Below are 12,729 nucleotides of genomic sequence, written 5' to 3'. Positions count from 1 at the left end.
CGAGCCTATTTGCAAGTGGATTCAACACTGTTAACACTGAAAATAGCCGCTGGGGATAGACTTATTACTTCACATTCAGGTTATTTATCAATGCTAACGGTTCAATAAGGAGCCAGCCCACGTGGCATTACCCAACAAAGTAAAAAAGTTGCTTAGCGATGCTGAGCAACTGAGCGATTATCGCGATTGTTCTAGCTATTTTTATAAGTGGTTACATAACGAATTTTCTAAGCAACCAGTTGGTAATTTAATTAATGCCCGGGCTGAGTTTATAGACCGCCTGCTAATTAAACTGTTTCATGTTTACGATTTAGCTCACGAGCCTGATCTTGCCCTTATTGCCGTGGGCGGGTACGGCCGTGGCGAGCTACACCCCTACTCCGACATTGACTTTTTATTGCTTGTTACGCAGCCGCCTAGCGAGCAAATATGCGAAAAAATAGGCCAGTTTGTTACCATGCTATGGGATCTCAATTTAGAGATAGGCCACAGTGTGCGTACCATTGAACAAGCCATAGAGCAAAAACGTGAAGACGTTACCTTTGCCACCAGCTTGCTCGAAAGTAGGCTCATTTTTGGTAATCACATTGAGTTTGAAAAACTCAAAACGCATATTATAGAAACCCCTGTTTGGCGCTCAGGCGAGTTTTTTGTAGCCAAAGTGCAAGAGCAAAACCTACGCCATAAAAAGTGCCACGGTACTGCTTACAACCTAGAGCCAAACATAAAAGAAAACCCCGGTGGTCTTCGCGATTTACAAACCATTATTTGGGTTGCTAAAAAGCACTTTAGAGCCGAAACCCTACAAGAGCTAATTAGCCACGGCTACTTAACGCATGAAGAGTTTCAGGAGCTTTCGGAGTGCCTAGAAAACCTTTGGAATATTCGCTTTGCACTGCATTTAGCCGCTGGGCGCTCAGAAAACCGTTTGTTGTTTGACCATCAACCACACACAGCTGAAATACTTGGCTTTGGTAGCGATGGTAAAGCTTCGGTTGAGCGTATGATGAAACGCTTATTTAGAATAATGAGCCGCGTACGCGAGCTTAATCAAATGCTGCTATCGTACTTTGAAGAAAGTATTATGCCAGAGAGCAGCGAAGCGCCAGTGATTGAGTTAGACAAAGACTTTGAACGCGTTGGGCACCAAATTAGGGTAAAAAACCCATCGGTATTTTTTAGACGCGATCAACTTTTTGTTTTGTTTGAGCATATTGCCGACAACCCCGAAATTACCCATATTTACCCAAGTACTATTCGTACCATTAGGCAAGTACGCAGGCGCCTATTAGGTGACTTACAAGATTACGCAGCGTGTCGCGAGGCATTTATGCGTATTGTAAAACACCCTAACGGCATGGGCCGCGCATTCACGCTCATGCACAAACACGGCATGTTGGCCGCGTATTTACCGCAGTGGCGTAATATATTTGGGCAAATGCAATTTGACTTATTTCATGCCTACACAGTAGATGAGCACACCCATAAATTAATCAATAATATTTACCAATATTTTGATAAATCTAAAGTGAGCGAGTTTCCTATTTGTAGCGAAATAGTAACCCGTATGGATAAGCCAGAGCTGCTTTATTTAGCGGGTATTTTTCATGATATTGCTAAAGGGCGTGGCGGCGATCACTCAGAGCTAGGCTCAGTGGATGCCATTGCTTTTTCTAAATTACATGGCTTCCCATCATCTGATGGCAAGCTTATATCGTGGCTAGTTGGTAACCATTTACTTATGTCGGTCACTGCGCAGCGTAAAGACATAAATGACCCAGGTGTTATTAAAGACTTTGCCTCACGTGTAAAAACAGAGCGCCAACTCGATTACCTCTATTGTTTAACCGTTGCCGATATACGCGCAACCAACGACAACTTATGGAATGATTGGAAAAACACCCTACTACGCGAGTTATACTTGCATACTCAGCGTGCATTACGCCTAGGGCTTGAAAACCCAATGGATCAACGCGACCAAATACGCGATAAAAAACACCAAGCTAAACAGCGCTTACTTAATTTGGGCTACCTAGAAAACCAAATTGATTTAATTTGGAGCCGCTTTAAAGCCAATTACTTTACTGCCTTTAGCGAGCAGCAAATATCATGGCAAACCGAGCACCTATTAAAATGCGCAGACTTAAGCCTACCCAGTGTCATTGTTTCTGATAAAGCAATGCATGGTGGCACGCAAGTGTTTGCTTATAGCCCATATTCTGGGCCGTTATTCGCTCGTTTAGTTAGCGTAATTGGTTCTAAAAAGGCGCAAATACAACACGCTCAAGTGCTTACTACCAAAGATGGCTACGCCCTATTTAACTTTGTAATACTTGAAGTGAGCGGCGACCCTATTGCAAGTAGCCGTGCTCAGTCAATTAAACGTGGACTTGAGCAAGCACTTAGCGAACCACGTAAAAAAATACGCTTTAAAAAGAATCGCTCGCAACGATTTAAAGACTTTAATATTAAACCTAAAATAGTGCTGCGCCCTCATGCCCGTAAAGATCGCAGCCTAATAGAAATTCAAGCTGTTGATATACCTGGTTTACTTACTAAAATTGCCGAAGTTTTCCAAGCGCATTTATTACACATTCACGCAGCCCGTATTACAACGGTAGGTGAACGTGCAGAGGATTTCTTTGTCGTATCAAATAACGAATACCAAGCGCTGACTGATGAAGAGCAAGCCAAAATTCATCAGGCATTACGTAAAAAATTCAACGCCGAAACAGAATAAGGACACACCATGTCAGATTTAAAAACCATGATAGAAAACGCCTGGGATAACCGCGATAGCATTAGCCCAAGCAGTGTATCTAGCGATGTAAAACAAGCGATTATTGACGCACTAGAGCTTCTTGATAGCGGTGCAGCCCGTGTTGCTGAAAAAATATCAGGCGAATGGGTCGTACACCAATGGCTTAAAAAAGCCGTTTTATTATCGTTCCGTATTCGCGATAACCAACCAATGAACGACGGCGTAAACCAGTTTTACGATAAAGTACCGCTTAAATTTAGCGACTACACACCGGAGCAATTTCAGCAAGGTGGCATGCGCGTAGTACCAAATGCTGTAGCACGTAAAGGCAGCTTTGTAGGTAAAAACGTCGTACTTATGCCATCGTATGTGAACATTGGCGCCTACGTTGATGAAGGCACCATGGTTGATACATGGGCAACTGTTGGCTCGTGTGCACAAATTGGTAAGAACGTACACTTATCTGGCGGCGTGGGCATAGGCGGCGTTTTAGAGCCACTACAAGCTAACCCTACCATCATTGAAGACAACTGCTTTATTGGCGCACGCTCTGAAATTGTTGAAGGTGTAGTAGTAGAGGAAGGCGCTGTTATTTCAATGGGCGTTTACATTAGCCAAAGCACCCGTATTTACGACCGTGAAACCGGCGAAATTCACTACGGCCGCGTACCAGCAGGCGCTGTAGTTGTGCCAGGTGCATTACCATCAAAAGATGGCACTCACAGCCTATACGCTGCAATCATAGTAAAAAAGGTAGATCAACAAACACGTGAAAAGGTAGGTATCAACGCCCTACTACGCTCAATTGATGATTAAAAGAAGCGATAAGCTTTTAGCTGTAAGCCCTAAGCTGATTGGTGTTAAACGTAGGTTGGATTGAGTGAAACGAAACCCAACGACACATTAAAGCTTAGTGTTTTAGCAAAATTTAGAAAGCTCTAAGCCCTTTGGGTTTAGAGCTTTTTTGTTTAGATTAGAGTTTATCTCTTAAATAGCTAAACCGTTGGCTTTCTCTGTGCTCAACTCAACCTTAATTCAAAGCAATATACGTATACAAAACAAACGACTGAATTAGCCAACACACCCAAGATATAATAAGGTAGTAAAGCATACTTGAAAGTTAGCAATTAATATTAAGGATTAATATGACAAAAACTGCTTTACGCTCAACTATTTTGCTACCGGTATTTTTGCCCGCGGTATTTATTATTCTGCTTTTGGTCATTGGTACAAGTAGCAACCCTGAACTGGCAGGGCAAGCATTCAGTGTCGCCCTCAAGTGGATAACAGAAACCTTTGGCTGGTTTTATATGTTATCAGTTGCCATCTTCTTAGTTTTCATCGTTTGTGTTGCCGCCTCCAGCTGGGGAAATATCAAGCTGGGTCCTGATCATGCGCAACCCCAATACAGCTTTGGTGAATGGTTTGCCATGCTATTTTCGGCCGGTTACGGAGTCGCATTACTTTATTTTAGTGTAGCAGAACCCGTGCTCCATTATGCATCTCCGCCGGCAGGCGCCGCAGAAACCGTTAATGCCGCTAAGCAGGCTATGCAAATTGCATTTTTTCATTGGGGTTTTCATATATGGGCAATTTATGGGATTGTTGGTTTAGTACTTGCTTACTTTGCATTTCGCCACGGTCTTCCGCTGTCTATTCGCTCAGCCTTGTATCCACTTATTGGTGATAAAATATATGGCCCTATTGGGCACACTGTTGATGTGTTTGCCATATTAGGCACGCTATTTGGTATTGCCACAACGTTAGGGCTTTCGGTTACTCAAATTAATGCCGGGTTGCACTACTTATGGCCAAGCATCCCTATTAATACCACGGTACAAATTACCGCTATTGTTATTATTACCGCAGCGGCAACGCTTTCTGTGGTGGCAGGTATGGATAAAGGCGTGAAGCGTTTATCTATAATAAACATGACACTCGCCGTATCATTAATGGCCTTTGTGTTTTTTATTGGCCCGACTATTCATATTCTTGAATCGTTTTTACAAAATACCGGCAGCTACCTCAGTGGTATTGTTGAGCGTACTTTTAATTTACAAGCCTATAGCCGTAGTGATTGGATTGGTAACTGGACCCTATTTATATTTGGCTGGACTATAGCGTGGGCACCCTTTGTTGGTATGTTTATCGCTAAAATTAGCCGCGGCAGAACCATTAGGCAATTTGTTGTGGGCGTGATGCTAGTTCCGACTATTTTTACCTTTTTATGGTTTTCTGTATTTGGCGATACCGCGCTAAATTTAATAATGAATGAAGGGTTTAATACTTTGATAACCGATGTTCAAGCAAACCATGCCGTTGCGCTATTTCAATTATTTGAAGTGCTACCGTTATCGTTTATTATTTCGCTACTAACGGTTATCTTAATTATTACCTTTTTTGTAACCTCATCTGACTCGGGCTCGTTAGTTATTGACTCCCTCGCCTCTGGCGGGAGTATTGATACGCCTGCATGGCAACGGGTGTTTTGGGCTGTGCTTGAGGGCGCTGTGGCTGCTGTTTTATTAGTAGCAGGTGGGCTAAGTGCACTACAAACTATGACAATAGCCAGTGCCCTACCCTTTGCTGTTATTATGCTTATTGCAACCGCGGGGCTTTGGCGCGCACTTACCATTGAAGGCCATCGCGATACGAGCTTACAAGCACATGCGCTCAATAGCCGTAATGTTAACCTATCTCATTGGAAGCGCCGGTTAGCCGCTATGGTTAATTATCCGAATAAGGAAAAAGTGCATACCTTCATCAGTAGTGTGGTGGTAAAAGCAATGCAAGCTGTTCAAGCAGAATTAAAAGCGCGCCAGTGGCATGCCGAGGTAGATTTTGATACTGACTTAGGCCGCGCCCATTTAACCGTACTACGCCATGAACATGTTGATTTTGTGTATGACATTCGTCTTACTGAGCACCCAATGCCAAGCTTTGCCTATACAGAGCTAAAACCGGATGTTGATAACTCCGAGATGTATTACAAGGCAGATGTTTTCTTACGCCGAGGTGGGCTATCTTACGATGTGTATGGCTACAGTGAAGATGATATTGTGAAGGACATTCTTGACCAATTTGAGAATTACTTGCACTTTTTAGGTAACAGCCCAGGGGAACTTCCGTGGGATATGGCCGAACACGATGACATGTTAAATAGCGACAAACCTTAAATAAGGGTTTTAATTAACAGCGCAATTTTGATGCAATAAAAAAGGCACTTAAAAGTGCCTTTTTAATCTGCTCAATTAATTTTTTAATTACAGCGCGTTAAATACGTCGTCTGTTTTAGCTGCGCAAATAAAATCGTTTTTGTGCAGGCCTTTAATTGAATGGCTCCACCACGTTACGGTTACTTTGCCCCATTCGGTTAATAAACCTGGGTGATGGCCTTCATCTTCTGCCATATCACCTACTTTATTGGTAAACGCCATAGCTTGCTTAAAGTTTTTAAACTTATAAACACGCTCAAGTTGCATAATGCCGTCGCGTACCTCTGGTACCCAGTCTGGAATTTTTGTAATAAGTTGGGCAAGCTCTTCCTCAGATACTTTTGGCGCATCTACGTGACAGGCTTCGCATTTTTGTTCACTTAATGAAGACATTTTAAATCCTTACTTTAGCGTTTCTTTTTAAATTAAAGTTAACCGGCTAATTTTTCTTTAGGTGGAAATTTTGGGTCGTGCAAACCAAGTGCTTTAGCTTGCTCAACCAAAGTCATAATATCCATTTGTGATATATCAAACAGATCATGAATCGAATTTATGGTGTAGTACTGTGGTTGCATAATATCAATGCGGTACGGCGTACGCAGCACATCAATTACGCTCATAGGCGTTATCTCTGGTGTATCTGAATACACGTACTGGGTTTCACCTGGGCTTGATAATATACCACCGCCGTATATACGCAGGCCGTTTTCGGTTTGCATTAAACCAAACTCAACCGTAAACCAATACATACGTGCAAGGTATACACGATCTTTTTTCTGCGCTGCATACCCTAATTGGCCGTATTTGTGTGTGAATTCGGCAAAGTCAGGGTTTGTTAGCATAGCGCAGTGGCCAAATATTTCATGGAAAATGTCAGGCTCTTGCAGGTAGTCAAACTCTTCTCGGCTACGAATAAACGTCGCTACCGGAAATTGTTTGTTTGCCAATAACCTAAAAAATTCATCAAAATCGATAAGCGCAGGTACAGGCGCTACTTGCCAACCGGTGGTGGCAAGAAGCACTTCGTTAAGCTCGCTTAATTGCGGGATACGATCGTGTGGTAGGTTTATTTTTTTAAGCCCATCCATGTACTCATCACAAGCTTTGCCTTCTATGCACGCAAGTTGGCGCGTAACAAGCTCAGACCAAATTTTGTTTTCTTCTTCGCTCCAATGAATAACACCGTTTTCATCAGGTGTTTTAGAGGTGTATTTACTTGCTTTAGCCATAATAACCTTCTTGGGGTTGAGCCCAAATGTGTGTCAGTGTGATACTCAAGATTAGTGAATATCTAATGCAGCCATACTATGCAAAAGTGAAGAAAAGTTTAATAGTTAGACGGATATCTACATTTAGCACGATCCCCTAAAATGTATAGTTAAAATTACACCACCGGCATTAATATTATACAACCACTAAATTAAAGGCGTTAAGAGCAAATTAAACTGTACACAAATAAATACATCTAACAAATTAATGTAAAAGCTTGGTTTAAGTCGTCAATAATATCGTTAACATCTTCAAGCCCTACAGAGAGTCTTATTAAGCCATCACTTATGCCTGCGGCTGCTCGCTCCTCGGGTGTGTAAGGGGAATGCGTCATTGATGCGGGGTGCTGAATAAGCGTTTCGGCATCACCTAAACTTACAGCAAGTGTGCAAAGCTTCATGCTATCTATAAACTGCGCTCCTTGAGCAAGGCTGCCTTTAATTTCAAATGCAATAACGCCGCCTGCGGCTTTCATTTGCTTGCCTATATATTTGTTGCCAGGGTGCGATTTAAGCCCAGGGTAATAAACAATATTAACCTGTGGGTGCGCCTCTAAATATTCGGCAACCGTTTGCGCGCTTTGGCAATGGCGCTCCATGCGTATGGCTAAAGTTTTTATTCCGCGATTAATAAGCCATGCATCGTGCGGGCTTATGGTGGCACCAATATCTTTAAGTACCGTCATTTTTATTAAGGTAATGTGCTCATGCGTTCCACACACAAGCCCAGCTACTACATCGCCATGGCCGTTTAAGTACTTAGTGGCACTGTGCACAATAATATCTATGCCGTACTGCTTAGGTGATTGCAGCAGTGGCGTTAAAAAGGTGTTGTCGACCACACTAATTAAATTATGTTGCTTAGCGAGCGCGCCAATTAAGGCTAAATCAATGACTGCCATTGTGGGGTTGATTGGCGTTTCTACAAATATCATTTTTGAATTAGGTTTTATAGCAGCGCGAAGCTCGCCCTCGTTGGTCATATCAACAAAAGTAACTTCTATTCCCCAGCGCGGTAACATGTGAGCAAAAAACGCAAAAGTACATCCATACAATGCACTTGATGCAATTAAATGATCGCCCTGCGATAAAAAGCTTAATACCGACGCCGATACAGCGCCCATACCTGTGGCGGTAGCAGCAGCAGCTTCGCAGCCCTCTAACTGTGCTACTTTTTGCTCAAGTTCGGTGGTGGTTGGGTTACCTAGGCGGGTGTAAATATAACCGGGCTCATCGCCTGCAAAACGCGCGGCACCTTGTGCTGCATTTTCAAAATGAAAGGTAGAGGTTTGATACAAAGGCGACGTGAGTGCGCCATGCGGATCGTTTGCTTTTTGCGGGCCATGAATACATTGGGTATTAATATGCTGCTTGCTCATTGTGTGCTCTCGTTTTTTATTATGTGTGTCAATTACATAAATAAAACGCACCGCAGTTTAAATCACAAGCATGCCGGATGCTCAGATGGCTATTTGTGCAAAAACCGCTCAGCGCGGTTTTGTACACAAATATTGCCACTGCTACTTTAGGACGTTGGCTCGGCCTTTTTACGGCTCATAATTTTGCTGGCAATACTTTGCACTGTGCCTTTTAACAAGCTGCGTTTGTTTTCAAGCCGTGGTAATGGGCGGCTAAGCTCCATTGCTTTGTAACCAATACGTGCTGTAAATATACCGGCGCTTACACCTTGCGCTGCACGCCCCGAAAGCTTACCTAAAAGCTCAGCACTGAGTGCTGTGGCTGCTAAATCAGATACAAGCTCAGCACTGCCTACAAACATAACTTGCTTTATTAGCATACGGTAGAGCTTAATGCGGCTTGCGTAACCAAAACCAATGCCATAAATTTTACCAATTTGCTCTATTAACTTAGTACCGCGCCAAAGCACCGCCATCATGTCCACCAGCGCAAGGGGGCTTAAGGCAACAAGCAACGCTGACTCTGTCGCAAAGCGGTTTATAAGCTTTTTAGCTTGCGTGTCTTGCGTTATAAGCAAGCTATTTGCGTAAAGGGTCATTATTTCCTTATCGCTATGATGGGTAGCCACTTGGTTTTTAAACGCATCGAAGTTGTCGAGCTGTTGGTGCTTATTTAGTTTTTCAAGCCAGGGTAATGCGCCGCCTACTTGCTCACTATTTAAGAGTCTGTCGGCTTCTTGGCGGTGTAACTGATTACGCTTTAAACTGCGCAGCATTCTGTATTCGCGCCATAGCATGCGCCCAATTAGCAACACACCGCTTACCACCGCAGTTAAATAAACACCGCCTAAAATGACCGACTGCTGAAACGCAAACACTAACGAATACGCAAATTCTAAAAGCACTAACACTAAAAAGCTTACAGCAAACACCCCTTTAAGCGTTTGCCATTTAGACTTTTTATATACCGGCTCTAGGTCTATTTCTTCATCAAGAAGTTCATCTTCAGGCTCTTCAATGTATTCACTTTGACCCTGGGTAATTATTTTTGCAGGAGCAAGCGTCGCCTCAACCTGTTCATCAGCTTGGCTATCAATTCGCCTACCTGCTTGAAAAGTTTGCTGTGTGTCGTTCATGATAATTTGTCTCCTAACAAGTACTGCATCACATGATCAAGGCGAATATGCTTAAGTTGCTTATCGGGGTTTGGCATAGGCGCAAACGATAAAAACTCAAAGCCCTGCGCTGGCCACTCATTTTTATTAAGCATGCGCTTTGGTGGCTGTGGGGGTAAATAAGTAAGCCAATCTTGCTCGTTAAGTGGTTTGCCATAAATGCAATCAAGCGTTTGGCCTTTATCGGCCACTTGGCGCGGCTGCGTTGCTGCAATTGACGACATTGCCATGGTTTCTATTTGTACGCCATCAAACTTTAAGTGATTACTTTGCTCATGCACTAATGAGTCAAGTAGTAGTGCTAAATCTTTATGGTGCTTTGCACTTATATGATCTGACTTATTTGCAGCAAACAGTATTTTATCTATGTTGGGTTTAAATAAACGCTTAAAAAATCCCGACTCGCCGTAATTAAAGTGTGCGAGTAATTGGTTTATTACACTACTTTGCTCTTGGAGTGTTTCGTGGCCTTCATTTAAAGCGCTGAGTACGTCTACCAACACAATTTGGCGGTCAAAGTGTTTAAAGTGCTCATTATAAAATGGCTTAACCACCTCTTTTACATAGGCGTTAAAGCGCTTAATTAAATGCGCTAAGTTAGAGCCTGCCACTACCTCATCACTTTTTATATGCTGCGCATTTACCGGAAAAAACAACAAAAGCGGCGCACCTTGTAAGTCACCAGGCATAAGCATGCGCCCAGGTTGTAACATGGCAAGCTTAGTATCTTTTTTAAGGCCCACCAGCATACTTTGATAAAGCGCCGCAATGTGTGCAAGCAAGCCTTCATCTACAGGCGCATTTAAATCAAGCTGTTCAAGCGCGTTTAAAAATTCAGTAGAGGTATTCACACGCGGGTGCTGTAGTAACAGCGGGTATTGTTGCTCGCACCACTGACTATAGCTTTGCTCAAGCATAGGTAAATCAAGTAGCCATTCACCTGGGTAGTCAATAATATCTAAATACAGCGTAGATTGCGGCGAAAAATGCCCACGTAACCCTGATGCGCTTTGGTATTTAATCGCTAAACGCAGGGTATTAATACGCTCGGTTGATGCAGGCCATGTAGGCATCCCATCAGTTGGGAGCAAGGCATTAAGTGCACGCGGATAGTCAAACGTAGGGACTTTTAACGCCTCTTGCGGCACCACTTTGGTGGCTATATGGCGGTGCTCTCGCATTACATCAAAAAACGGTAAGTTTTTATCATCGCTTTGTGTTGTAAGGTGCTTAACAAGTGCGGTAATAAACGCGGTTTTACCACTGCCACTTAGACCGGTTACGGCCAATTTTACGTGTTGATCTAAACTGCGATGAAGGGCTTTTTGGGCTGAACCTTTAATACTTTTAAAGGTTTTTTTGGCAAATGAAGTGCTACTCATAATGGGCTAGCACTTCATTGATGCTGTTAATCACCGAACAAAGTGCTATTAAATCCTTTAAAGTTTGTTGATTTCACGGCTAACCGTAAACTCGCTTGAAGTAACATGGCGCTCCATATCTTGAAGACGCGTGTCTATTCGCGTTAAACGCTCTTTTAAGTCTTGCAATGCGCGGCGCGGTGGCTCGCCTTTTTGCCATACTTTAAATTTAACTTCTAGCGGATCGTCAGTTTTAGTTGAGCTACTAGTATGTATAGTTGTGGGGTCTTTTTTATCTAAAATAAACCACGCTGCAATATACGCTACCACAAATAATGGGCCACCCGTTAGCAGTACCGCACTAACAAAAATAATGCGAACTAACCATAACTCCATATTAAAGTAGTCACTTAATCCCGCACATACACCGGCGATTTTACCGCGCTGTGGGTCTCTTAATAATTCGCGTTTGGCACTCATACTTTGCGTCTCCATTGTGGTGACTCTTGATCGAGTAATGCTTCAAGGGTTTCTACTCTATCAGCCATTTTTTCGGCCTTGTGGGCAAGTTCCAATAACTGGCGATGTTCATGCTCACTTAACCCTTGGCTCACTTGCTTTTTGCTACGGTAGTGCAAAATTAACCACAGTGGCGCAACAAAAATCATGAACAAGATAAATGGTGCAATTAGTATCTCTGGATCAAACATAATCCTCTCCTGACAATCCGTAATCGATGTTTTAAGCAGTGGGGCACTTTAAGTACCCCTTTATAAGTTATTTATCAGCTAGCTTCTTTTTAAGTTCGGCAAGCTCATCATCTATCTTTTCATTTTTTTGTAGGTCGGCAATTTCATCTGCAAGCGACTTTTTACCTAAATCGTAAGACTCTATTTGAGATTCTAGTCCATCAATTTTAGTTTCGTAGCGCTCAAAGCGATTAAGTGCATCTTCTACTTTAGAGCTATCAAGGGCTTTTTTCACTTCAAGGCGCGACTCAGCCGAACGTTGACGTAAAATAATTGCCTTTTGACGTGCTTTAGCATCGGCTAGCTTTTCTTGTAGAGTAGTGACTTCTTGCTGAAGTTTCTCAATATGAGACTCTACATGCTCAAGCTCAGACTCTACTGCTGCGACTGCTTCTGCCGATTTTTGCTTTTCAAGTAACGCTGAGCGCGCTAAATCGTCGCGGTCTTTACTTAATGCAAGCTCTGCTTTGTCTTGCCAATCGCTTACTTGTGCTTTTAGTGTGTCTACACGACGTACTAATTCTTTTTTCTCAGCCAGTGTTTTCGCTGACGTAGAGCGCACCTCTACCAATGTGTCTTCCATCTCTTGGATAATAAGACGAACCATTTTTTCTGGGTCTTCTGCTTTATCTAAAATGGCATTGATATTAGAATTAACAATGTCTGCAAAACGCGAAAAAATTCCCATAACATTTACCTCTGTAATATAAACTTAGTTGGTCTGCTGTAACTAGTATCAATATGCTTGCCAACTTTTTAAAATCTAAAATACACTTTATTTT

At 42.7% G+C, this 12,729-nt stretch carries 11 protein-coding genes; 3 read left to right on the top strand and 8 right to left on the bottom strand.

The annotated features are described in order from the left end of the window. Positions 1-121: 121 nt before the first annotated feature. From glnD to MTF68_RS13350, 3 genes are all read left to right on the top strand, one after another. Positions 122-2,740, top strand: a complete 2,619-nt coding sequence (gene glnD, locus MTF68_RS13360) for a [protein-PII] uridylyltransferase (RefSeq protein WP_024033810.1) — start codon at positions 122-124, stop codon at positions 2,738-2,740. A 9-nt stretch (positions 2,741-2,749) separates the two neighbouring features. Next, positions 2,750-3,577: a 2,3,4,5-tetrahydropyridine-2,6-dicarboxylate N-succinyltransferase gene (dapD, locus tag MTF68_RS13355; RefSeq protein WP_024033809.1), complete on the top strand. Its 828-nt coding sequence runs from the start codon at positions 2,750-2,752 to the stop codon at positions 3,575-3,577. A gap of 329 nt (positions 3,578-3,906) precedes the next feature. Next, positions 3,907-5,937, top strand: coding sequence for a BCCT family transporter (locus MTF68_RS13350; protein WP_248462758.1), 2,031 nt, complete (start codon positions 3,907-3,909; stop codon positions 5,935-5,937). Between the two features lie 87 nt (positions 5,938-6,024). Here the strand turns inward: MTF68_RS13350 and MTF68_RS13345 are convergent, their stop codons facing one another. The 8 genes from MTF68_RS13345 to pspA all read right to left on the bottom strand — a co-directional run bounded on the left by MTF68_RS13345 (position 6,025) and on the right by pspA (position 12,635). Further along, positions 6,025-6,369 carry a 4a-hydroxytetrahydrobiopterin dehydratase gene (locus tag MTF68_RS13345; protein ID WP_004586913.1) on the bottom strand — a complete coding sequence of 115 codons (345 nt, stop codon included), beginning with the start codon at positions 6,367-6,369 and terminating at the stop codon, positions 6,025-6,027. A gap of 38 nt (positions 6,370-6,407) precedes the next feature. Further along, on the bottom strand, positions 6,408-7,205 hold the full coding sequence (phhA, locus tag MTF68_RS13340; protein ID WP_029774298.1) for a phenylalanine 4-monooxygenase: 798 nt from the start codon (positions 7,203-7,205) through the stop codon (positions 6,408-6,410). 236 nt (positions 7,206-7,441) lie between these two features. After that, on the bottom strand, positions 7,442-8,623 hold the full coding sequence (megL, locus tag MTF68_RS13335; protein WP_248462756.1) for a methionine gamma-lyase: 1,182 nt from the start codon (positions 8,621-8,623) through the stop codon (positions 7,442-7,444). Between the two features lie 146 nt (positions 8,624-8,769). Further along, positions 8,770-9,798, bottom strand: a complete 1,029-nt coding sequence (locus tag MTF68_RS13330) for a TIGR01620 family protein (protein WP_096739313.1) — start codon at positions 9,796-9,798, stop codon at positions 8,770-8,772. Next, a complete protein-coding gene (locus MTF68_RS13325) occupies positions 9,795-11,219 on the bottom strand; it encodes a YcjX family protein (protein ID WP_248450642.1) in 1,425 nt (474 codons plus the stop codon). Before MTF68_RS13325 ends, MTF68_RS13330 begins: the two co-directional genes overlap by 4 nt. Before the next feature lie 57 nt (positions 11,220-11,276). Further along, entirely contained in the window at positions 11,277-11,678 is a 402-nt protein-coding gene (gene pspC / locus MTF68_RS13320; protein WP_004586908.1) for an envelope stress response membrane protein PspC, read from the bottom strand. Continuing rightward, entirely contained in the window at positions 11,675-11,908 is a 234-nt protein-coding gene (gene pspB / locus MTF68_RS13315; protein WP_004586907.1) for an envelope stress response membrane protein PspB, read from the bottom strand. The genes pspC and pspB overlap by 4 nt, the downstream gene beginning before the upstream one ends. A 67-nt stretch (positions 11,909-11,975) precedes the next feature. Continuing rightward, the gene (gene pspA, locus MTF68_RS13310; protein WP_004586906.1) at positions 11,976-12,635 is read right to left on the bottom strand and encodes a phage shock protein PspA; all 660 of its coding nucleotides are present in this window, start codon (positions 12,633-12,635) and stop codon (positions 11,976-11,978) included. Positions 12,636-12,729 lie beyond the last annotated feature (94 nt).

Origin of the sequence: Pseudoalteromonas sp. 2CM37A (assembly GCF_023161885.1) — a bacterium.
Taxonomy (GTDB): Bacteria; Pseudomonadota; Gammaproteobacteria; order Enterobacterales; family Alteromonadaceae; genus Pseudoalteromonas; species Pseudoalteromonas atlantica.
Note: the sequence above shows the minus strand (reverse complement) of the source record. Positions and strands in the feature narration are given on the sequence as shown.

What these genes read in the sequence shown, in the direction of transcription:
- MTF68_RS13325 (WP_248450642.1), bottom strand. Translation starts at nt 11,219, where the DNA reads ATGAGTAGCACTTCATTTGCCAAAAAAACCTTTAAAAGTATTAAAGGT.
- MTF68_RS13345 (WP_004586913.1), bottom strand. Translation starts at nt 6,369, where the DNA reads ATGTCTTCATTAAGTGAACAAAAATGCGAAGCCTGTCACGTAGATGCG.
- pspA (WP_004586906.1), bottom strand. Translation starts at nt 12,635, where the DNA reads ATGGGAATTTTTTCGCGTTTTGCAGACATTGTTAATTCTAATATCAAT.
- MTF68_RS13350 (WP_248462758.1), top strand. Translation starts at nt 3,907, where the DNA reads ATGACAAAAACTGCTTTACGCTCAACTATTTTGCTACCGGTATTTTTG.
- pspC (WP_004586908.1), bottom strand. Translation starts at nt 11,678, where the DNA reads ATGAGTGCCAAACGCGAATTATTAAGAGACCCACAGCGCGGTAAAATC.
- pspB (WP_004586907.1), bottom strand. Translation starts at nt 11,908, where the DNA reads ATGTTTGATCCAGAGATACTAATTGCACCATTTATCTTGTTCATGATT.
- megL (WP_248462756.1), bottom strand. Translation starts at nt 8,623, where the DNA reads ATGAGCAAGCAGCATATTAATACCCAATGTATTCATGGCCCGCAAAAA.
- dapD (WP_024033809.1), top strand. Translation starts at nt 2,750, where the DNA reads ATGTCAGATTTAAAAACCATGATAGAAAACGCCTGGGATAACCGCGAT.
- phhA (WP_029774298.1), bottom strand. Translation starts at nt 7,205, where the DNA reads ATGGCTAAAGCAAGTAAATACACCTCTAAAACACCTGATGAAAACGGT.
- MTF68_RS13330 (WP_096739313.1), bottom strand. Translation starts at nt 9,798, where the DNA reads ATGAACGACACACAGCAAACTTTTCAAGCAGGTAGGCGAATTGATAGC.